The sequence below is a fragment of the Pseudomonas sp. SIMBA_041 genome (genome assembly GCF_046535095.1).
Taxonomy (GTDB): domain Bacteria; phylum Pseudomonadota; class Gammaproteobacteria; order Pseudomonadales; family Pseudomonadaceae; genus Aquipseudomonas; species Aquipseudomonas mucoides.
This window is the reverse complement of the sequence record NZ_JAWRXJ010000002.1, coordinates 217,712-237,966: the sequence shown is the minus strand read 5'-3', so window position 1 is coordinate 237,966 and position 20,255 is coordinate 217,712. Positions and strand designations below refer to the sequence as shown.

The following is a 20,255-nucleotide window of genomic DNA, read 5'->3' as shown; positions in this document are numbered from 1 at the left end:
TCCTGCGGGGGGGCGGGGAGGTGACTTACACAGCCTAGTCGTTTGACCTGTGCCGGATTCGACATACCGCCGGTCGGTGCTGTTCAGCGCCTCGGCTGAACGGCTGCGAGCGGTACCGGTCACAACTTAAGAAGGCCATCACAATCACGCGGTCTGGAGGTTGAATCAGGATGACGACTTATAACTGGGATTTGATTGAACGCTTGCTGCACGAAGTGCAAAACGGTGCCAGCAGCTTCACGCCACGGCCCTATGCCGAGCAGTACGTGGCGGAGAAAACGGCGGAAGGCGAGCAGACGGAAAACCTCGATCACCTGAAAGCGGTGGCGGGTGAGTACGAAAAGCTGCTGCTGGCGCGTGGATACATCGAACCGCGGCCTGAGGATCAGGGCGGTTCCGGCTCGAATTACATTCTGACGCCGCGTGGCTCCAGTTTGTTGAGCCTGATCGACAGCAGCATTCCTGGGAATGACCATCCGCGTCAGGTGCTTGATGAGCAGGAAGATGCGCTGGATGAAGTGACGTTTGATGAAGTGGCGTCTAAAGCGCAGATTGCCTGAAGCCCACCACAAACTAATGTAGGAGTGAGCCTGCTCGCGATTGCGGTGTATCAGTAATTGACTGGTGTACCGCAATCGCGAGCAGGCTCACTCCTACGGGGGACTTGTGCCGGATTAGGATTGTTTGGCGGCTTTCAGGCACTTGAGGTCGTTGAAGTCTTTTCTCACGACTCCGATTTTCTTCAACAACCGCTGACGCTGGGCCGGTGTGCTCTCGGCCATCAAATCCACGATCAACCCACGCGCCTGAGCCTCGGTATTGGCGTAGGCCTGACGATAGGCTGGCGTCCACAAGCTCTCGCGATTGACCAGAAGTGTCTCGATTCTCTGTGGGAATTCGGGACTTTGGCGCTGGGCAACCGCCGCGCTGAACTGCGTCTGCCAATGCGCGCGGTTGGCGATCCATTGAGTGTTCTGATCACCCAAGGCCTTTGACCAAGTGACCACCCGTTGCTGCTGGGTAGGGCTTAGTGGGCCGAGCCAGTCATCCAGACGTTTTTCCATGCGATCGGCTCGTTGCTTGATCTGCTGATCGAGAGGGGGCTTGAGGTATTCAACCTGCCGTTTGCGCTGGTCTTTGGCGAAAGCGTCGTTCATTTCCGCGACTTGTTTGTCGTCCAGCCCCTGCAGCAACTCGATGGCCGACGGAGTAATTTTCCGGGCGGTCTGGGCAATTGCGGCTTTGGCTTCCTCGGTGCGGATTTGCAGGGCGTCGTCGGTGACCAGGTTGGTTTCGACCATGGTTTGCAGGCGGTCCAGCCAATCCAGATAACCCGGCAGTTGCGTACTGCAGTGCCAGCTCAGGTGTTCTTTGAGGCGCTCGTTGAACCAGCCTTTTTGCTCGCCGTTCATGTCCAGATAGTCGCTGAGTGTCCATGGAATGATCACGTCGAGGTTGCGGTAGGCCAGGCCCACCCGGCTGCATGCGCCAAGGACGAGGCTCAAAATGATCAAAGCGGCGAAGCGAATTAGCCAGCGCGACATGGGCGGATCCTTGCGAAAGCCTGGGTATTCATGTGAACGCAAGATGAGCCCGGCAGTTCAGCCGTTCAATAAAACGCGTGTTCAGCCTTGAGAGTTACCAACCCGTCGCATTGGCCGTTGTGCCCGGAATAGGCTGAACAGTTGCTGCCGCTGAGGTTGGAGTCACTGTAGATGAGGTCCAGATCGATGCCCATGAATGGCCGGGAAAGTTGCACCGACCAGTCGGTAAAACTGTCGACGTACCCACCGTCGACCGACACCGGGGTGTAGAGCTGGTGGGTGGTGTATTTCATGCTGATCCCGATGCCGAACGGCTGGTTGCCTCCGAGGTCGGCGAACAGCGTTCTGTTCAGCTTGTCCGGGTCGTTGCTGAAGGCCGCGCCAAATCGGCTGCCGAGCAGGGTCAGGCCGCCGAAGAGCTCCTGGCTGTCGAGGGTGTCCACTTTCGGATAGCTGTAGTGGATCATGCCGACTTCGTAGCCGAGGGTTTGATCGAAGGGCTGTTTGAATCCCGCGTAGGAATCGACTTCGAGGTTTTTGCCCGGACTCAACCCCATGCTCGGTGCCCATTGGCCGACGTAGAAGCCACTGTCGTGGGTGAGGTCGAGGCCGCCATGGAAGGAGCCGGTGCTGGAGGGTTTGACCAGCCCCTGGGCCATGCTGCGGCTGGGCGTGGTGCCGAGCTTGAGGTCGAAGTCGCCCAGTTCACGCTGGAAGATTTGCGCATTGGCGAGCGGACAGGCGAGCACTGTGCAGAGCAATAGAAGAGAGGGTTTGAGCATGCGTCACTCCATTGACAGCGAGGAGCAGGGATCGGAAACCTACTGGAACGCTTGTTCTAGACGTGTGCAAGGATACCGGCGAATGCTCGGCATTGAGGGCCGTTCGTCGTTTTTTGAAATTTAGAGGGGTTTGACGGGGTGTTGCGAGAGGGTTCCAGTCCAAGCGCTTCGAAGCTCAAAGCGCTTTGGGACCAGTTAAAGCAGGGTGTTACTTCTTGCCGAGCGTGATCTGCTTGGACGGGCCGAACGTCTGGCCGCTGACGCCTTTGGCAATTTGCTGGATTTCACCACCGGACTTGAGGAACGCAGCAATCTGGTTGTTGATCGATTCGCTGGTTTCAACGGCTGGAGCTGGCTTTGCTTTGCTGTTGGATGCTTTTACACGCATGGCGGCCATTAACCTGTAGAAAATTAACTTGGCCAGGCATCGTACAGGAAATACTTGACAATTGCTTGGCTAATATCCCCTCAAAATACACAGCACAGGGCTGGAATTTATCTCAGGGTATTATCTGAAATAGGTCTCTAACACACTGTTTTAACTAACAACGTTGATGAAAATGGCCCGTGTTCGGGTGGGTTGGCAGGGGACAAAACCGCCTCGTCGGGCTGACGAGTGGCGAAGCCGTACAGGTCAACCCCTCAGGAAAATCAGGGATTGCGCAGTATTTTCGCCCGCCACCCGGCCGGCCGCCGAACGTCGCCCGCAAAACCGGGTAGAATGCCGCCCACGTAATGAGGGTATTTGAAATGGCTTTAGTCGGGCGTTACAACAGTTTGCAAGTGGTTAAACACACTAACTTCGGTTTATATCTGGACGGTGGGGCGGAGGGTGAAATCCTCTTGCCTAATCGTTATATCCCCAAAGATATTCCCAGCGAAGATGAAGACTGGCTCAACGTTTTTGTTTATCTGGACAGCGATGACAAACTCATCGCAACTACCGAAAAGCCGAAAGTTCAGGTCGGTGAATTCGCCAGTTTGAAAGTCGTTGAAGTCAACAGCATCGGCGTGTTCCTGGATTGGGGTCTGCCGAAGGACCTGCTGCTGCCGTACTCCGAAGAAAAACGCCAGATGACCGCCGGTGAGTATGTGGTAGTGCATGTCTACCTCGACAAGCACACCCGTCGCATCACCGCGACCGCGCGTCTGGACCGCTATCTGGACAAGACGCCGGCCAGCTACACCCCGGGCCAGGAAGTTGATTTGCTGGTGGCCGAAGCGACCGACATGGGCTTCAAGGCAATCATCAACAACAAGCACTGGGGCCTGATCCACAAGAACGAAATCTTCAAGTTCATGCGCGCCGGCAAAGAAGAGAAGGGCTTTATCAAAGAAGTCCGTGCCGACGGCAAGATCAGCCTGAGCCTGCAACCGGTGGGCGAAGAAGCGGCCACCAGCCTCAACTCGAAGATCCTCGCCAAGTTGCGTGAAAACAACGGCTCCCTGCCGGTCAGCGACAAGAGCGACCCGACGGTGATCACCAGTATGTTTGGCGTCAGCAAGGGCAACTTCAAGAAGGCCATTGGTGCGCTGTACAAGAATGGCCAGATCGTCATTCATGCGGATCGCATTGAACTAAGCTGACCCTGCACCAACAGTAATGAAAAGCCCCGGCCCCGTGCCGGGCTTTGCTTTTTGACTACCGGGTTTCTGCCATGGATTGTGTTGTCGAGGTGTCACAGTGAGCGCCAGCCGGCGTAGCGCCGACGGGTTTGCCCTGCAGGTGATGATCGGGTTGTGCCTGATCTGGGGCGTGCAGCAGGTAATGATCAAGTGGGCGGCACCGGACATCGCGCCGGTCATGCAGGCGGCGGGGCGGTCTGGCATGTCCGCAGTGCTCGTCGGCTTGCTGATCTGCTGGAAAGGCGGCTGGGATCAGGTCGGCGCAACCTGGCGCGGCGGTTTGCTGGCCGGCGCGCTGTTTGGCCTGGAATTCTTTTTCATTTCTGAAGGCCTGCAACTGACGACGGCCGCGCACATGTCGGTGTTCCTCTACACCGCGCCGATTTTCACCGCGCTGGGCGTGCATTGGTTGCTGCCGAGTGAGCGTTTGAGGCCGGTGCAGTGGCTGGGGATTTTCCTCGCCTTTGTCGGGATCGCCATCGCGTTTGCCGGTGGCGTGTCCTGGGATAACCTCGATCACCGCATGTTGCTGGGCGATGCGCTGGGCGTACTGGCCGGCGCCGCGTGGGGGGCAACCACGGTGGTGGTGCGCGCTTCACGGCTGTCGGAAGCGCCGGTGACGCTGACCTTGTTCTATCAACTGATCGTCGGTTTCTTCGGCCTGATGCTGATCGCGATTCTCAGCGGCCAGGTCACTCACGTCAGCCTGACCACCGTGGCGGTGGCCAGCGTGCTGTTTCAGGGGGTGGTGGTGTCGTTCTTCAGTTACCTGACCTGGTTCTGGCTGTTGCGGCGTTATCTGGCGGCGAACCTGGCGGTGTTTTCGTTCATGACGCCACTGTTCGGCGTCACGTTCGGCGTGGTGTTATTGGGCGAGGCGTTAAGCCTCAACTTCGTCATCGGTGCTGTGCTGGTCTTGCTCGGGATCACTTTTGTCAGCGCTGAGCAGTGGGTGCGCCGTCGTTTGCGCAAAGCCCTCGGGCAGTACTGAGCGGGCGCAGCAACAGGCCGCCGGCGATCAGTAATCCGCTGCCGGCAACCACCAGCGCGGGCTGCAAACCGCCACTGAAATGGCTGCTCAGGGCGGCCAGCAACGGCCCACTGAGCTGTCCCACGGCGAAGCATGCGGTCAGCAGCCCGGCGTTGCGCTGGGTGGCGTGGGGCGCCAGTTCGCGGGAGCGTTGCATCACCAGTTGCATGCAGGCCAGGAATGGCGTGCCACACAGCAGCACGCCCAACGCCAGACCCGTTCCGCTGCCCAACAGGCACGCGAAGACCCCGACAGCTTGCAGCCACAACGTGATCATCAGCCAATGGCGTGTGCCATTCGGGGATTGTCGACGCAGGCTCACCAGCAACACTCCGACAGCCGACGCCAGGCCGAAGCACGGCCAGAACAGGTCAGCCTGCCATTGCCCATGAAACTGCGCGTTGGCCATTTGTGAGAGGAATGTGGCGGGGATGATGTAACCCAGACCGTACAAGCCATAGATCACGCCCAATCGAGCGATGCCCTGATTGTTCGATGTGGCGGCGGCGGGCGCAACCGCCACCGTTTCCGCAGGTTGTGGCAGGAACGGCAGAATCCCCAGCAGCATCACCAGCGCTACGCCGGCATACACCAGCCACAGCGTCGCGGAGGTCTGCCCCAGCAAGTTCGACCCTAAAGCCAACAAACCCGTTAGAAAAATCCCCAGGCCCGGTCCGGCAAACACCAATGCGCCCAGCCGTGGACGACCGGCTGCGGCCGCTAATGGCTGGCTCAGCGCGGTGATCATCACCAGCACCCAGGCGCTGGCCACGCCGGTGCCGAAACGCAGCAGCAGATGCGACCAGAACCCGTTGGCCCAGAACGACGCCAGGGTCAGCAGCACACACAGCCACAACCCGCCCAGCAAGCGCTGACGGACTTGCGCCGGCTTGCGCGAGAACATCGCATCCAATGCGCCGACGAAGTAGCCCAGGTAATTGGCGGCGGCAATCAGGCCCGCTGCGGTCAGGTCGATCTGACCTTCGCTGAGCAAGTGCGGCATTTGCGGGGTGAGGGCGAAGCGCCCGATGCCCATGGCCATCATCAGGGCGATAAAACTGGCGGTTAAGCGAATCAGCGGAGACATGGTCTGAGTTCCGGCAAAGGATCAATGACCGTCAGGCTAGGACTGATTGACTTTCTTTTAAAATGAATAATAGTGAGTAACTTGTTCTGATTTGGAGAAGATCGTGGAGTTCAGCCAATTGCGGATCTTCCAGGCCGTGGCGCAGGAGGGTTCGATCACCCGTGCCGCCGAGCGATTGCATCGAGTGCCGTCCAACCTGTCGACGCGTCTCAAACAACTCGAGGAGCAACTCGGCGTAGAACTGTTCGTCCGCGAGCGTCAGCGTTTGCAGTTGTCGCCTGCAGGAAAAGTCCTGCTGGACTACACCGCCAAGCTGTTCGCCCTGCATGACGAAGCCAGTGCAGCCGTGCAGGGTGGGCAACCGGCCGGGGACTTTGTGCTCGGCACCATGTACAGCACGGCGGCGATTCATCTGCCGCCATTGTTGGCGGGTTATCACCGCACGTACCCGGCGGTAAACCTGCAAGTGCAATCCGGGCCGAGCGGTGAGTTGCTTGAAGGCCTGCTCACCGGCCGGCTGGATGCGGCGCTGGTGGACGGCCCACTGGAGCTCGCGGGGCTTGACGGCGTGCCCTTGTGCGACGAACGGCTGGTGCTGATCACGGAGGCCGATCACCCGCCGGTGCGCAGCGCGCTGGATGTGGAAGGGCGCTCGGTGTTCACGTTCCGCCAGGGCTGTTCCTACCGCATGCGTCTGGAGGCCTGGTTCGCCCACGACCATGCAGCGATGGGCCGGGCGATGGAGATCGAATCCTATCCAGGAATGCTTGCATGCGTGATTGCCGGCTCGGGCGTGGCGTTGATGTCGGAGTCGATGCTTGCCAGCCTGCCGGGCCGTGAGAGTGTCGCGGCGCACCCGCTGGCCGAGCCGTTCGCCCGCGCGACGACGTGGCTGATGTGGCGCAAGGGCATGGTCGGGGCCAATTTGAATGCGTGGATCGAGCAGCAGCGAACGGTCTATCCGTGGGCGCCGGTTGAAGCCCAGGCGATTGCCTGAACGAACGGTCAGGTATTTTGTTCAATTCAGTAACAGATCATTGCGACTTTTGATGAGCATTGCGTAGGACTTCGGACTATTATCAGTGCGAAGCGGCCTCAGAATTCCGGTCGCTCGGCACTACCCTGAAGGGGGCACCATGAAAGAGAAAATCCAAAACTGGCTGCACGACTTGGGTGTTGCACTCGGTTTGATCGAACCGCCTCTGCAACCTGTGCCTATTCGGACGGACGACGAACAGCGCCGACGCCAGCCGCGCCGCCGGTAATCGCGCCGCATGTAGCAGCTGTCGTGCACCGCGAGGCAGCGTTCGGCTGCGCAGCAGCCGTAAATCCTGCATGCACGATCTACCTGACTCACGTCGAAACCTGACTCCACCGACGGCTCCGTCCGAACGCGACTCGCGCCGAACGCAGCCTCGCGGTGCTCGGTAGCTGCTACAGGGGTCAGCTGAATTTCAGAGACCGGGCACACTCAATGCCGCCCGATCTCCAGCAAAAACCGACTCAAATCATTCGCCGTCCTGGCGGTCTTGAGCATCCGGTCTTCTTCCGCCGTAAACGCCGTCAACCCCAGTTCATCTTCCAGATGGAAGATCAGGTCTTCAATGTCCGCTTTATCCAATCCCAACTCCACCAGACTGGCGTCGTCGCTGAAGTCATCGCGGCCCTCCAGCAAGCGGCTGATGAACTGATGGACGGCGAGGCGAACGGCAGCTCTTTTCATGGTTGCTCTTGGAGGGCGTTATTGTTGTTGTCCCTGCGCTTGAGTACAGCAGGCTTCAGCCGTGTGAGCGCTGCCACTCGTCAATCATCGTGCGCAAATGCTCACCGGAAAAACTGCCGAAATGCCCGCCATGCACTGTGCGGATCGGCAAGGCACGCAAGCGTTGCAAGCTGCGGGCGTAGGCATCGAGGTTGGAGTGGTAAGCGTCTTCGATCAGCGGTCCGTCATAGATGATGTCGCCGCTGAACAGCGTCTCCGTCGCCGCTTCATACAGGCTGATGCCGCCCGGTGAATGCCCCGGTGTGTGCAGTACCTGCAGCACGCGGTCACCCAAATCCAGCACATCACCTTCTTCAATCATGCCGGTGGCCGGCGCAGCCTTGACCCGGTATTCGGCGTAGCACAGCGGGCAATCGGGGTGAGCCTCGAACATGTCGTCGCCGACAAAGGCCTTGCTCAAATCGTTGTCGCCGTCCGGTGCGGCGAGGATGTCGGCCTCAGCCGGGTGCACCAGCCGTTCAGGAAACTCGTGATGCCCGGCGATGTGGTCGTAATGGCAATGACTCGCCACCGCCACCAGCGGCCGTTCAGTGATCCACGGCAATTGCTCGCGCAGGCTGACCAGTCCCGAGCCGCTGTCCAGCAGCAGGTCCTTGTCGCGGCCCTGAACGTGCCAGAGGTTGCAGCGATAGAAAGGTCGAATGTACGGCTCGTGAATCAGGCGAATGCCGTCGCTGAGCTGTTTGACTTCGAACCACTGATCGCGGCTGACGATCTTCATAAGCAGTTTCCTTCAGACGAAAAAAAACGGGTGTGGCAACCGACGCCACACCCGTCGAAGAAAGCATCAAGTCGTTATGTTCAGCTTAGGCGGCGCTGGCCAGCACTGCCGGGCGGCGGGACATCAAGCTCACCACCACGAACGCCACCAGACCTACGGCGAGGCTGTAGTAGATCGGCGAGTTGGCATCCAGACCGTCCTTGAACATGAACACCAGCGCAGTGGCGAAGCCCATGCCCATGCTGGCGATAGCGCCGGCGGTGGTGGCGCGTTTCCAGAAAATCGCGCCGATCAGCGGGATCAGCATGCCGCCTACCAGCAGGTTGTACGCCAGGGTCAGGGCGCTGATCACGTCGTTCACGACCAGAGCGATGCCGAGTACGACAAGGCCGGTCAACAGGGTGAACAGGCGGTTCATGCCCAGGCTCGAGTGTTTACCGCCGCGCAGTTTCGGCAGCAGGTCTTCGGTCAGGGTGGTGGCAGCGGCGAGCAGGCCGGCGCTGGCGGTGGACATCATGGCCGCCAGGGCAGCAGCAATCACCAGGCCACGGATGCCGTCCGGCAGGGACAGTTTGACGATGGCGGCGAAGGCGTTGTTGACGTTGTCCAGGTCCGGGATCAGCACGTGAGCGGCCATGCCGATCAGGGCGCAGGCCAGGCCGTAAAGGATGCAGTAGACGCCTGCGAACGTACCGGCGACTTGAGCCACCTTGGCGCTCTTGACGGTGAACACCCGCTGCCAGATGTCCTGGCCAATCAGGATCCCGAAGAAGTAGATCATGAAGTAGGTGATGATGGTGTCCCAGCCAATCGTGGTGAAGCTGAAGGCCGTGGCCGGCAGTTTCAACACCAACTCATCCCAGCCGCCAACGCGGTACAGGCAGATTGGCAACAGGATGAACATCAGGCCGACGGTCTTGATCACGAACTGGACGATGTCGGTCAGGGTCAGGGACCACATGCCGCCGATCGCCGAGTAGATCACTACCACGCCACCGCCGACCAGTACCGAGACCCAGAACGGCAGGTCGAACAGCACTTGCAGCACGGTGCCGATGGCGAGGATCGAAACCACGCCGATCATCAGCGCGTACGCCAGCATGATCACCGCGCTCGCGGAGCGGGCCATCGGGTTGTAGCGTTTTTCCAGGACCTGGGTAACGGTGTAGATCTTCAGCTTCAACAGCGGTTTGGCGAGGAACAGGTTCAGCGCCACGATCCCGCAACCGAGGGCCGCGCAGAGCCAGAAACCGGAAATGCCATGGACGTAGCCCAGACGCACGGTGCCGACGGTGGACGCGCCACCCAGAACGGTGGCAGCCATGGTGCCCATGTACAGGCTCGGGCCGAGGTTGCGACCGGCGACCAAAAAGTCTTCGTTGGTCTTGGCCTTGCGCATGCCGTAGTAGCCGAGTATCAGCATCGCGGCGGCGTAGATGAGTACGACGAATAAATCCAAAGCCATTGTGGCGTGTCTCCGATTGTCTTTTTTATGGTGAAGCAAAAGTATTTCTGTAGGGCATCCCTCTGTGGGAGTGAGCCTGCTCGCGATAGCGGTCTTGCAGTCACATCAATGTGGATGTGCTGCCGTCATCGCGAGCAGGCTCGCTCCCACAGTTGGATCAGTGTCAGGCGGGCTGACGGAGTTCAGGCTTTGCCATGGTGTGGCTGCCCTTGCTGCGTGAATCATTCGGGCCAAACACCGCGGCTGTTTCCGGGAACAGGCTCAGCAGCGCCAGGTACACCAGCGAGGCCAGGCCCAGGGTGACCGGCAGGCTGATGTCGATACCGCCGGCCATTTCGCCCAATGGTCCGACAAACTGCCCCGGCAGGTTCACGAAGCACAGGCCGATGGCCGCGCTCGGGATCCAGGCACCCAGGCCACGCCAGTTCCAGCCGTGGGTGAACCAGTAGCGGCCACCTTTCTCGCCGCGGGTGAACACTTGCAGGTCATCCGGGCAATAGAAGCCGCGACGCACCACCAGGCCGATGATCATGATCACCATCCATGGAGTGGTGCAGGTGATGATCAGCACGGCGAAGGTCGACACGCTCTGCACCAGGTTCGCCGCAAAGCGCCCGATGAAGATGAAGGCAATCGACATCACACCGATCAGCAGCGTGGCCTTGACCCGCGACAGCACGCGAGGGAACACGCTGGACATATCCAGCCCGGTGCCATACAGCGACGTGGTGCCGGTGGACATGCCGCCGATCACTGCAATCAGGCACACCGGCAGGAAGAACCAGCTCGGCGAGACAGCCAGCAAGCCGCCGACATAGTTGTTGGCGGCGATGTAGTCCGGTGCCTTGATCGCCACGATGGTCGCGGTGGCCAGGCCAAACAGGAACGGGATGAAGGTGGCGATCTGCGAGATCACCACTGCGGCCATGATCCGGCCTTTTGGTGTGTCACGCGGGATGTAGCGCGACCAGTCACCGAGAAACGCACCGAAGGAAATCGGGTTGCTCATCGCTACCAGTGCAGCACCAATAAACGCGGCCCAGAAACCTGGCTGACCCATGCTGACGGTGCCGGCGTAGTTCACATCGAAAGGACCGGCGAAGGCGAAGACACCCAGCAGGAACAGCAGGCTGGCGCTCCACACCGCGATCTTGTTGACCCACAGCAGGAAACGGAAGCCATAGATGCAAACGGTCAGCACCAGAATCGCGAACAGGCCGTAGGCCAGGCCCAGGGTCAGGTCGGTTTCCGGCAGGCCGATCAGGCGCTTGGCGCCACCGATCAGCGCATCACCCGAACTCCATACCGAGAGCGAGAAGAACGCGATGGCGGTCAACAGCGAGAGGAACGAACCGACGATCCGCCCGTGCACGCCGAAGTGCGCACCCGACGACACGGCGTTGTTGGTGCCGTTGATCGGACCGAACAGGCCCATGGGTGCAAGGATCAGCGAGCCCAGCAGCACGCCCAGCACAATCGCCAGCACACCGGCCTGAAACGACAGGCCGAACAGCACCGGGAAACTGCCGAGCACGGCGGTGGCAAAGGTGTTGGAACCACCGAAGATCATCCGGAACAAATCCGTCGGGCCTGCGGTGCGTTCGCTGTCGGGGATCTGTTCGACCCCGTAGGTTTCAATGTGCGTAAGGCTTTGGTCGTTGTTGTTTTTATTCATGATCAGCTCCGATCATAAAGGCGCGCTCATCGTGCGTGAGCGTCACCTGTTTGGCTAAGGGGTTGGCAGCCCTTCCGGCATCGCGGACAAATGTTCGTGGCAGGCCAGCCATAGGCCTTGTTGTTCTTGGCCAGACGCTTGTTTTTTGAAAACAATCGTCTCGCGCTCCTGGCTGAAGTGTTGCTCCCCTTGCATGCGCAGCTCGGTGGCCACGTCATGGATGAAAATCGCCACGTCACCCTGCAGGCTGACGAAGGCGTTGCTCGAGGTGCACGAAAGCACCTCGAAGCCATCCTCCGAGCGCCAGGTGTCCCACAACGCCTGATAGGCATCGCGCGACAGCAAAGGCTGCTCGAGGGTGTAGAAGACGAAGCTGGCATCGGTGCTGAACGCACCGAAGTAGGCTTCGCGATCGTTACGGGCGAAAGCGGACACCAGATCGGCGGCGGCTTTCAGCACCTGATCACGTTCGTTCATGACCAATCCTCAGCGGTGGACCACGCCAGGCAGTACGCAGAGCATTTCGTACAGCAGGTTGGCGGCCAGCAGCGAGGTGTTGCCGGTGGTGTCATAAGCGGGCGAGACTTCTACCAGATCGCACCCGACCAGGTCGAGGCCTTGGCAGCCGCGAACGATTTCAATTGCCTGAATGGTCGTCAGACCACCGATTTCCGGGGTGCCGGTGCCAGGTGCCCAGGCCGGGTCGATGCCGTCGATGTCGAAACTCAGGTACACCGGACCGCCGCCGACTTTCTCGCGAACTTCGGCCATCAAGGGGGCCAGGGATTTGTGCCAGCACTCTTCGGCCTGAACCACACGGAAGCCCTGGTTACGACTCCAGTTGAAGTCGTCAGCGGTGTAGCCCTGAGCGCGCAGGCCAATTTGCACCACGCGGTCGCAATCCAGAAGGCCTTCTTCGACGGCGCGACGGAAGGTGGTGCCGTGGGCGATTTTCTCGCCGAACATGTGATCGTTCACGTCAGCGTGAGCGTCGATGTGCACCAGGCCGATCTTGCCGTGCTTTTTATGGATGGCACGCAGGATAGGCAGGGTGATGGTGTGGTCGCCGCCCAGGGTCAGGGGGATCACATCGTGTTCGAGGATCTTGTGGTAGGACTCTTCGATGATCCGTACCGCGTCCAGCAGGTTGAACGTGTTGATCGCGATGTCGCCGATGTCAGCCACCGACAGCGAATCGAACGGCGCCGCGCCTGTCGCCATGTTGTATGGGCGGATCATGACCGATTCAGCGCGGATTTCGCGAGGCCCGAAGCGGGTGCCGGGGCGCAGCGAGGTACCGATGTCCAGTGGCACGCCAACGAAGGCAGCGTCCAGGCCGGCAGCGGTATCCAGGTGGGGGAGTCGCATCATGGTGGCGATGCCGCCGAAGCGCGGCATTTCATTACCGCCCAGTGGTTGGTGAAGAATCTTGTCCACGGGTAGGGCCTCATCGTCGTTGTTTTATTTATGTCGGTTGCACAGGTCAGGACAGACACAGGCACCGTTGGAGGCCGATTCTGCGAAATGTAGTGGCCGGGAAGAATCGCTACGGGCAAATACTTAGTTCAGATTTTTCTAAACTAATGGTTGGCACGACGATAGACTTGCGGCCATGTGCCGCACTCCTGTGGCGAGGGAGCTTGCTCCCGCTCGGCTGCGCAGCAGTCGTAAAATCGGCTGATGCGGTCCGTCTGACACTACGAGGTGAATGGTTGTAGGGCCGCTTCGCAACCCAGCGGGAGCAAGCTCCCTCGCCACAAAAGCGCAACACGCATGACCTTGCAAACGGAGCCCCCATGGCCAACGCTTTACCCGACCTGAAACTATTGCGCATCTTCGTCAGCGTGGTCCGCCATCAGGGCTTCGCCAACGCCCAGCAAGAGCTCAACCTCTCGACGTCGGCCATCAGCACCTACATGAGCCAGCTCGAAGCGGCCCTGGGCCTGGTGCTGTGCCATCGCGGTCGCGGTGGGTTCAGCCTGACCAGCAAAGGCGAACTGTTCCATCAGGAAACCCTGCGTCTGTTGGGCGAGCTCGAAGGCTTCGAGCAATACGCCGCCGCCCTCAAGGGCGAGTTGCGCGGCACCCTGAACCTCGGCGTGATCGACTCCACCGTCAGTGACAAAGCGTTGCCCTTCGCCGAAGCCATCGGCGCCTACAGCCAGGAACACCCGGCCGTGCATTTGCATTTGTCGGTGATGAGCCCTTACGAATTGCAACTCGGCGTGCAGGACAATCGCCTCGACCTCGCCATCGGCGCGTTCTCCACGCGCATGAGCGGCCTGGTCTACATGCCGCTCTACCGCGAACAGCACTGGCTGTATTGCAGCAGCCGTCATCCGCTGTTCACCGAGCGGCGTATCCCCGAGCAAGTCATCACCCAGCAACGCATGGTCGGCCGGGGTTACTGGAGCCAGGCGGAACTGGCGCGACACGGTTTCAAACACAGCGCGGCCACGGTGGAGAGTATGGAAGCGCAGCTGATCCTGGTGCTGTCCGGTGCCTACATCGGCTACCTGCCGGAACACTACGCCCAGGCCTGGGCGGACAAGGGCGATTTGCGTGTGTTGCTGCCGGCGACCTTTGGTTATCAGGCGCCGTTCTCGATGATCGTGCGCCGTGGCCGCAGCCGCGAACCGCTGATCCAGACCTTCCGCGATTTGCTCAAAGCACAACTGAATCAGGCTTGATCGATGTCCAGAATCCAGTGTCCCCGTTGCCTGCGTCCGCAAACTCATTGTTTGTGCGCGCTGATCCCGAGCCTCGACAGCCGCACTCGGGTGCTGCTGCTACAGCATCCGAGCGAAGTGAATCACGCGCTCAACACGGCCCGGTTGGCAGCGTTGGGCTTGAACAATGCCGAGCTGATTGTCGGCGAGGTGTTCGAAGATTTGCCGGCGTTGTTGAATCAACCGGGTTATCAGGCACGGTTGTTGTTTCCGGGTGAGCACGCGCAGCCGATGCAAACGTATACGGCGACTGACGAGCCGCTATTGCTGGTGGTTCCGGACGGCACCTGGCGCAAGGCGCGCAAGATGCTGCACCTCAATCCGCTGTTGGCGGCGTTGCCGAGGGTGACGTTGGCGGAGGGTGGAGTGTCACGATACCGACTGCGCAAGGCACCGGGGCCGGGGGCATTGTCGACGGTGGAGGCAATTGTTCAGGCGCTGCAAACGCTGGAGGCGCCGGGCTCGTTTGAGCCGTTGTTGAAACCGTTCGAGGCGTTGATCGAGGGGCAGATTGCGGCGATGGGGGAGGAGACGTTCCAGCGTAATCATGGGCCGAAATGATCGCTGAATTTAAGGGCCTCATCGCGAGCAAGCTCGCGATGGCGGTGAAACAGTCACCGCAAACCCAAGCCAGAGACTACCGCTCGCGCATCGCCTCAGTCCGGGCCTTCAACACCGGTTTGAGCAGGTAATCCAGCACGCTCTTCTCACCCGTAATAATGTCCACTGTCGCCACCATCCCCGGAATGATCAGCAGCGGTTTCACATCCCCGCCCAAGTGGTTTTTATCCGTGCGCACCTGAATCAGATAAAAGCTGTTGCCCTTGTCATCGGTGATGGTGTCGGCGCCGATCAGTTCGAGCTTGGCGCTCAATCCGCCATAAATCGTGTAGTCATACGCACTGAACTTCACCATCGCTTTCTGCCCCGGATGCAGGAACGCCACGTCCTGCGGCCGCACCTTGGCCTCGATCAACAGGTTGTCTTCCAGCGGCACGATTTCCACCATGTCACTGCCGGGCTGGACCACGCCGCCGATGGTGTTGACCTTCAGCACTTTGATAATCCCGTGCACCGGCGACACCACCGTCGTGCGCGTCACGCGGTCATCGATGGCGATGCTCGACGCCGTGATTTTCGACAGGTCAGTGCGTTTCTCATTCAGCTCTTTCGCTGCGTCGGAACGGAAGGATTGTTCCGACTCGTCAATCTTGCTCTTGATCTCGTTGATCGCCGATTCCGCCCGGGGAATCGCCAGTGTCGTTGCGTTCAATGAACCGCGAATCTCCACCGCACTGCGTTTGAGGCGCAGGATTTCCACCGGTGATACCGCGCCGGTGCCCACCAGCGGCGTGGACATGTTCATCTCTTGTTGCAGCAACGCCAGGCTGGAGCTGAATTGCCCCTGTTTTGAGCGGAACTCTGCCAGTTCCTGGGTTTTTTGCCGAAGTTGTTCGCTCAGCGTGCGCTGCTCACTGGCGAGTCGACGCTGGCGCTGTTCGTACAGCGAGCGCTCGTCTTCGGCCACTTGCGGGGCCTTGGCGATCACTTCTTCTGACAGTTTGAAGGGGCGTCCTTCCGCTTCCGCCGACAGGCGTTCAACCTGCGCGGTCAGTGCATAACGATCCGCTTCGCTTTCGCCTTTGTTCGACAGAAATCGCGTGTCATCCAGGCGCAACAAGGTATCGCCCTTGTTCACCATTTGCCCTTCGCGCACGAAGATCTCGGTGACGATGCCGCCCTCCAGGTTCTGGATCACCTGGACCTTGCTCGACGGAATCGCCTTGCCTTCGCCCATGGTGACTTCCTGAAGCACCGCGAACTTGGCCCACACCACCGCGCTGATAATCAGCCCGGCAGCCAGCCACACGGTAATGCGCGACCAGCGCGGGGAATCCTGCAACGAGGCACCGGCCGTTTCCGGCATGAACTCGCTCTCGGCGGTTTTGCCGAAGCTGCCGAAGTAGCCGCGGTCCTTGGAGGTGTCGGACGATGAACGGGCCATGGGTAGCTCCTAGACAGCCGCAGAGCCGACGCGGCCCTTGCGCAGTGCATCGATGACCGCTTCTTTGGGACCGTCAGCGACGATCCGTCCGTTATCCAGCACCACCAGTCGATCCACCAGGCTGAGCATCGAGGTGCGGTGCGTCACCAGCAACAAGGTCTTGCCCTCGACCCAGGTGTGGAGCTTCTGCCGCAGAACATCTTCACTGCTGTTGTCCATGGCGCTGGTCGGTTCGTCGAGCAGCATGATCGGCGGGTCGAGCAAGAGGGCCCGTGCCAGCAACACCGCCTGACGCTGTCCTCCTGACAGCAATTGCCCGCGTTCGCCGACCGGGCGATCAAACCCTTGCGGATGCTGGCGGGCGAGTTCGGTGACGCCGGTCAACTCGGCCACTTCGAGCATCCGTGAATCGCTGATGTAGCGGGCGCCGAGCGTCAGGTTGTCGCGCAGGCTGCCGGCCAGCAAGGGCAGGTCATGGGCGACGTAACCGATCTGTTGGCGCAGGTCGGCGACGTCCAGTTGCCGCAAGTCCAGGCCGTCAAGCAGTAACTGGCCCTCTTCCGGTGCGTAGAACCCCATGACCAGACGCGCGAGGGTGCTTTTGCCCGAACCGCTGCGTCCGATGATGCCGATGCGTTCGCCCGGCTTCATGCTGAAACTGACGTTGGACAGCGCTGGCGCGTTCTGGCCGTTGTAGTGGAAGGTCACGCCGCTGACTTCGATCGCGCCTTGCAGTTGTGTGCGTTCCAGCGGCCGCTGTTTGGCGTCGCGCTCCTGCGGCAGGCCCATCAGCGCATCGGTGCTTTTCATGGTCAGCTGCGCTTGCTGGTAGCGGGTGATCAGCCCGGCAATCTGCCCCAGCGGCGCGAGTACGCGGCTGCCGAGCATGTAGGTCGCCACCAGCGCTCCGACGCTGAGGTTGCCGGCGATGATGCTGTAGACCCCGGCGACAATCGTTGCCATGCCGGAGAACTGCTGGATGAACAAGGTGCCGTTGGTGGCCAGCGCCGAGAGGTTGCGCGCATGGCTGTCGAGGCGGGTGAGGGCGCCGTGGGTGCTTTCCCATTTGTGCTGGCGCTCGCTTTCGGCGCTACAGGCCTTGAGGGTTTCCAGGCCGCCGAGGGTTTCGATCAGCAAGGCCTGGCGTTCGGCGCCCAGGCTCAGGCTTTTTTGCACGGTGTCGCGCAGGCGCACCTGGATCATCATCGCGAAAATGATTGTGATGGGGAACGCCAGCAGCGGAATCACCACCAGCCAGCCGCCGAGCAAACCGATCACCACCAGCATCAACACGGCGAAGGGCAGGTCGATCAGGCTGGTCAGGGTGACCGCGGTGAGAAACTCGCGCAGGCCCTGGAAGTCATGAATGCTTTGGGCAAAGCCGCCGATGGTCGCCGGGCGGGCTTTCATCGACATGCCAGTGATGCGCTCGAACAAGGTCGCTGACAGGATCACGTCGGTTTTCTTGCCGGCGGTGTCCAGCAAATGGGCGCGCACAACGCGCAACACCAGTTCGAAACCGGTGCCGATCAGCAGGCCGATCGACAGCACCCACAAGGTCGAGGTGGCCTGGTTTGGCACTACCCGGTCGTAGGTCTGCATGACGAACAGAGGGACCATTAACCCGAGCAGGTTGATCAGGAAACTCGCCAGGATCGCATCGCTGTACAGCCACTTTGACAGTTTCAGCGTGTCGCGAAACCACGCTTCGACGCGCGGCACCAGGGGCGAGCGCAAGTCTTCGAGTTCATGGCGTGGCCGGGCAAACAAGGCCTGGCCACTGTAATTTTCGGCCAGCTCTTCACGGCTGACCCATTGTTCGCCACCGTCGGCTTCGCTGGGCAGGATCAGCACCTGACCGTTGTCACCAAAGCGTCGCAGGATGGCCGTTCGGCCGTTGTTGAGGATCAGCATCACCGGCAGGTTGAGGGCGGAAATATCCCCCAGTTCCCGGCGCAGCAGTCGCGCCTGCAAACTGGCCCGGGCCGCTGCGCGGGGCAGCAGGTCCAGGCTCAGGCGCTGTTTGTGCAGCGGTAGCCCCGCACTCAGGCTGGCGCGACTGACCGTCGCGCCGTGGAGTTTGCAGAGGATCAACAGACCGTCCAGAAGCGGGTCATCGAAGCTCAGCCGCGGATCGACACCGGTGTTGCCGGATTCCATGCTGGTCACATTGATCGCTCCAGTGAGCTACTTCAGTTCAGGCAAACGGGCTTCGTTCTTCACTTCGGTAGCGGCGATCGCATCGGCGGGCAACACCACCCGTTGCTTGCTGAGCAACTCACCCATACTGGCCAGCACGCGGTACATCGAGTATTCCTCGGTGTAGCGCACTTCGGTGTAGCGACGGTTGGCGTTGTAGAGCTCGTTTTCACTGTCGAGCAAGTCGAGCAACGTGCGTTGACCGAGACCGAACTGGTCCTGATACGCCACGCGCACTCGCTTACTGGTTTCGGCGTATTCGCGTGCGGTCGGGGTTTGTTTCTTCGCATTGACCATGGCGTTCCAGGCCAGGTGAATGTTCTCGTTGAGTTGGCGCAGGGCGTTGTTGCGGATGTCCATGGCCTGGTTGATCTGGTGCGCATCGGACGCCAGGCGTGCCTTGTCGCTGCCACCGCGGAACAGGTTGTAGTTCATCACCACACCCACGCGCCACTCGTTGTCGTGGCCTTCATCGCCTTGCACGTTGTTGTTCGCGCCCACGGCGGCTTCGGCGTCGAAGCGTGGGTAGAACGGCGACTTGGCAACTTCGTACTGGCTCTCGGCCGATTGCACGTCAGCCTGGGCGGATTTCAGATATGGGTTGTTTTCCACCATGCTCTGCTGGGCTTCTTGCAGGGAGGTGGGCAGTTCACCGCGGGTCGACGGCGGTGTTTCGAGCTCATCGGGCAGGCGCCCGACAACGGCGGCGAAGTTCGACTCGGCGTCCGCCAGATCGACTTCGGCGGTGTCGAGGTTGTTTTGCGCCAGTGCACGGCGAGCGCCGGATTGATCGGAGTCGGCGTTGCTGCCGACGCCACGCTGGGTGCGCAGGCCGATCTGGTCGTTGACGCGCAAGTGCGCTTGCAGGTTGTTGGTAGCCAGGGTCACCAGTTCGCGGCGCTTGAGCACTTCGAGGTAGACCTCGATGGTGCGCAGGGCCAGGTCCTGAGCGGTGCCTTGAGCGTAATAGGCCCGGGAGTTGACCACGCCTTTGGTGCGTTCGACTTCGTTCGCGGTGTTGAAACCGTCGAACAGCATCTGCCGCAGGCGCAGTTCCGACTGGGTGTAGTTGAGGATTTCGGTGTGGTGATTGCCGAATGCCCGGGTGTTGGTGTTATCGCTGTACCCGCGCCCGTAGGCGGCGTTCAGATCAACAGATGGATAAAAGCCCCCCTTGGCCACTTTCACCTGTTCATCCGCGGACAGGCGCGAATCCACGCGCGAGGCCAGTTCCGGATGGGTTGCGATAGTGCTCTGGATTGCCTCGGTCAACGACATGGCTTGAGCGCCGGAAGTGCAGGCCATGGCCAGCAGAACCGCGCTGCAGAGGGGGGTTAAAACGCGCATGGGTGCATCTCCCTGAATTCCTGATGGTGCTTATCAGTCGCCAATTATTTGACGGCATTTATAGGTAAAACCGTTTCACCCTTGTAACAACAGAGCTAAGAACATTCTAGAGAATAGCTAAGAAATTTTTCTCATAACCCTTATGCCAAAAAAAACTTATGCCGTCAGCAAAATCCAGCACATTGTTCAATACGAAAGCCTTTGAATTACGAGCTTTAGGGAGCTTTCAAAGGTTTCAGGAAAAGTTCCATCCACTTATCGA

The 20,255-nt window shown here is 60.2% G+C and carries 20 protein-coding genes; 7 read left to right on the top strand and 13 right to left on the bottom strand.

Translation table 11 applies throughout. The features are described from left to right. Positions 1–170: 170 nt before the first annotated feature. Positions 171–560, top strand: a complete 390-nt coding sequence (locus SB725_RS04790) for a transcriptional regulator (protein ID WP_410921378.1) — start codon at positions 171–173, stop codon at positions 558–560. Between the two features lie 114 nt (positions 561–674). On the opposite strand, the gene SB725_RS04785 is transcribed toward SB725_RS04790, so the two are convergent. From SB725_RS04785 to SB725_RS04775, 3 genes are all read right to left on the bottom strand, one after another. Further along, positions 675–1,544, bottom strand: a complete 870-nt coding sequence (locus SB725_RS04785) for a DUF6279 family lipoprotein (RefSeq protein ID WP_410921377.1) — start codon at positions 1,542–1,544, stop codon at positions 675–677. A gap of 65 nt (positions 1,545–1,609) precedes the next feature. Continuing rightward, on the bottom strand, positions 1,610–2,326 hold the full coding sequence (locus tag SB725_RS04780; protein WP_410921376.1) for a TorF family putative porin: 717 nt from the start codon (positions 2,324–2,326) through the stop codon (positions 1,610–1,612). 208 nt (positions 2,327–2,534) lie between these two features. Further along, positions 2,535–2,723, bottom strand: a complete 189-nt coding sequence (locus SB725_RS04775; RefSeq protein ID WP_017337097.1) for a hypothetical protein — start codon at positions 2,721–2,723, stop codon at positions 2,535–2,537. 353 nt (positions 2,724–3,076) lie between these two features. On the opposite strand from SB725_RS04775, the gene SB725_RS04770 reads away from it, so the two are divergent. Then, positions 3,077–3,913, top strand: a complete 837-nt coding sequence (locus SB725_RS04770; RefSeq protein WP_027925817.1) for a S1 RNA-binding domain-containing protein — start codon at positions 3,077–3,079, stop codon at positions 3,911–3,913. Positions 3,914–4,010: 97 nt separating this feature from the next. Then, the gene (locus SB725_RS04765; RefSeq protein WP_027925816.1) at positions 4,011–4,943 is read left to right on the top strand and encodes a DMT family transporter; all 933 of its coding nucleotides are present in this window, start codon (positions 4,011–4,013) and stop codon (positions 4,941–4,943) included. On the opposite strand, the gene SB725_RS04760 is transcribed toward SB725_RS04765, so the two are convergent. Beyond that, positions 4,888–6,069: an MFS transporter gene (locus SB725_RS04760; RefSeq protein ID WP_410921375.1), complete on the bottom strand. Its 1,182-nt coding sequence runs from the start codon at positions 6,067–6,069 to the stop codon at positions 4,888–4,890. The genes SB725_RS04765 and SB725_RS04760 overlap by 56 nt on opposite strands. Before the next feature lie 103 nt (positions 6,070–6,172). On the opposite strand from SB725_RS04760, the gene ptrR reads away from it, so the two are divergent. Further along, entirely contained in the window at positions 6,173–7,066 is an 894-nt protein-coding gene (gene ptrR, locus SB725_RS04755; RefSeq protein ID WP_027925814.1) for a putrescine utilization regulator PtrR, read from the top strand. 139 nt (positions 7,067–7,205) lie between these two features. Further along, positions 7,206–7,334, top strand: a complete 129-nt coding sequence (locus SB725_RS04750; RefSeq protein ID WP_003184145.1) for a PA1414 family protein — start codon at positions 7,206–7,208, stop codon at positions 7,332–7,334. Positions 7,335–7,540: 206 nt separating this feature from the next. Here the strand turns inward: SB725_RS04750 and SB725_RS04745 are convergent, their stop codons facing one another. From SB725_RS04745 to speB, 6 genes are all read right to left on the bottom strand, one after another. Then, on the bottom strand, positions 7,541–7,792 hold the full coding sequence (locus SB725_RS04745; RefSeq protein WP_027925813.1) for a phosphopantetheine-containing protein: 252 nt from the start codon (positions 7,790–7,792) through the stop codon (positions 7,541–7,543). A gap of 55 nt (positions 7,793–7,847) precedes the next feature. Beyond that, positions 7,848–8,573 carry an MBL fold metallo-hydrolase gene (locus tag SB725_RS04740; RefSeq protein ID WP_410921374.1) on the bottom strand — a complete coding sequence of 242 codons (726 nt, stop codon included), beginning with the start codon at positions 8,571–8,573 and terminating at the stop codon, positions 7,848–7,850. Positions 8,574–8,658: 85 nt separating this feature from the next. Then, entirely contained in the window at positions 8,659–10,038 is a 1,380-nt protein-coding gene (locus tag SB725_RS04735) for a sodium:solute symporter (RefSeq protein ID WP_027925811.1), read from the bottom strand. A gap of 163 nt (positions 10,039–10,201) precedes the next feature. Continuing rightward, the gene (locus SB725_RS04730; protein ID WP_027925810.1) at positions 10,202–11,713 is read right to left on the bottom strand and encodes a purine-cytosine permease family protein; all 1,512 of its coding nucleotides are present in this window, start codon (positions 11,711–11,713) and stop codon (positions 10,202–10,204) included. Positions 11,714–11,767: 54 nt separating this feature from the next. Further along, the gene (locus SB725_RS04725; protein WP_027925809.1) at positions 11,768–12,190 is read right to left on the bottom strand and encodes a YybH family protein; all 423 of its coding nucleotides are present in this window, start codon (positions 12,188–12,190) and stop codon (positions 11,768–11,770) included. 9 nt (positions 12,191–12,199) lie between these two features. Then, on the bottom strand, positions 12,200–13,150 hold the full coding sequence (speB, locus tag SB725_RS04720) for an agmatinase (RefSeq protein WP_027925808.1): 951 nt from the start codon (positions 13,148–13,150) through the stop codon (positions 12,200–12,202). Positions 13,151–13,509: 359 nt separating this feature from the next. Between speB and SB725_RS04715 the strand changes: the two genes are divergently transcribed. Then, positions 13,510–14,403 carry a LysR family transcriptional regulator gene (locus SB725_RS04715; protein WP_007945995.1) on the top strand — a complete coding sequence of 298 codons (894 nt, stop codon included), beginning with the start codon at positions 13,510–13,512 and terminating at the stop codon, positions 14,401–14,403. A gap of 3 nt (positions 14,404–14,406) precedes the next feature. Continuing rightward, a complete protein-coding gene (locus SB725_RS04710; protein ID WP_027925807.1) occupies positions 14,407–15,003 on the top strand; it encodes a tRNA-uridine aminocarboxypropyltransferase in 597 nt (198 codons plus the stop codon). Between the two features lie 76 nt (positions 15,004–15,079). On the opposite strand, the gene SB725_RS04705 is transcribed toward SB725_RS04710, so the two are convergent. From SB725_RS04705 to SB725_RS04695, 3 genes are read right to left on the bottom strand one after another with little or no spacing between them, the layout of a single operon-like run. Further along, positions 15,080–16,447, bottom strand: coding sequence for an HlyD family type I secretion periplasmic adaptor subunit (locus tag SB725_RS04705; protein WP_027925806.1), 1,368 nt, complete (start codon positions 16,445–16,447; stop codon positions 15,080–15,082). Between the two features lie 9 nt (positions 16,448–16,456). Continuing rightward, the gene (locus tag SB725_RS04700; protein WP_027925805.1) at positions 16,457–18,616 is read right to left on the bottom strand and encodes a type I secretion system permease/ATPase; all 2,160 of its coding nucleotides are present in this window, start codon (positions 18,614–18,616) and stop codon (positions 16,457–16,459) included. Between the two features lie 18 nt (positions 18,617–18,634). After that, on the bottom strand, positions 18,635–19,993 hold the full coding sequence (locus SB725_RS04695) for a TolC family outer membrane protein (RefSeq protein WP_027925804.1): 1,359 nt from the start codon (positions 19,991–19,993) through the stop codon (positions 18,635–18,637). Positions 19,994–20,255 lie beyond the last annotated feature (262 nt).

Coding starts and splice junctions, on each gene's coding strand:
- SB725_RS04750 (WP_003184145.1), top strand. CDS start 7,206: ATGAAAGAGAAAATCCAAAACTGGCTGCACGACTTGGGTGTTGCACTC.
- SB725_RS04775 (WP_017337097.1), bottom strand. CDS start 2,723: ATGGCCGCCATGCGTGTAAAAGCATCCAACAGCAAAGCAAAGCCAGCT.
- SB725_RS04745 (WP_027925813.1), bottom strand. CDS start 7,792: ATGAAAAGAGCTGCCGTTCGCCTCGCCGTCCATCAGTTCATCAGCCGC.
- SB725_RS04710 (WP_027925807.1), top strand. CDS start 14,407: ATGTCCAGAATCCAGTGTCCCCGTTGCCTGCGTCCGCAAACTCATTGT.
- SB725_RS04695 (WP_027925804.1), bottom strand. CDS start 19,993: ATGCGCGTTTTAACCCCCCTCTGCAGCGCGGTTCTGCTGGCCATGGCC.
- SB725_RS04735 (WP_027925811.1), bottom strand. CDS start 10,038: ATGGCTTTGGATTTATTCGTCGTACTCATCTACGCCGCCGCGATGCTG.
- SB725_RS04725 (WP_027925809.1), bottom strand. CDS start 12,190: ATGAACGAACGTGATCAGGTGCTGAAAGCCGCCGCCGATCTGGTGTCC.
- SB725_RS04705 (WP_027925806.1), bottom strand. CDS start 16,447: ATGGCCCGTTCATCGTCCGACACCTCCAAGGACCGCGGCTACTTCGGC.
- SB725_RS04730 (WP_027925810.1), bottom strand. CDS start 11,713: ATGAATAAAAACAACAACGACCAAAGCCTTACGCACATTGAAACCTAC.
- SB725_RS04770 (WP_027925817.1), top strand. CDS start 3,077: ATGGCTTTAGTCGGGCGTTACAACAGTTTGCAAGTGGTTAAACACACT.
- SB725_RS04740 (WP_410921374.1), bottom strand. CDS start 8,573: ATGAAGATCGTCAGCCGCGATCAGTGGTTCGAAGTCAAACAGCTCAGC.
- SB725_RS04715 (WP_007945995.1), top strand. CDS start 13,510: ATGGCCAACGCTTTACCCGACCTGAAACTATTGCGCATCTTCGTCAGC.
- SB725_RS04760 (WP_410921375.1), bottom strand. CDS start 6,069: ATGTCTCCGCTGATTCGCTTAACCGCCAGTTTTATCGCCCTGATGATG.
- SB725_RS04790 (WP_410921378.1), top strand. CDS start 171: ATGACGACTTATAACTGGGATTTGATTGAACGCTTGCTGCACGAAGTG.
- SB725_RS04780 (WP_410921376.1), bottom strand. CDS start 2,326: ATGCTCAAACCCTCTCTTCTATTGCTCTGCACAGTGCTCGCCTGTCCG.
- SB725_RS04785 (WP_410921377.1), bottom strand. CDS start 1,544: ATGTCGCGCTGGCTAATTCGCTTCGCCGCTTTGATCATTTTGAGCCTC.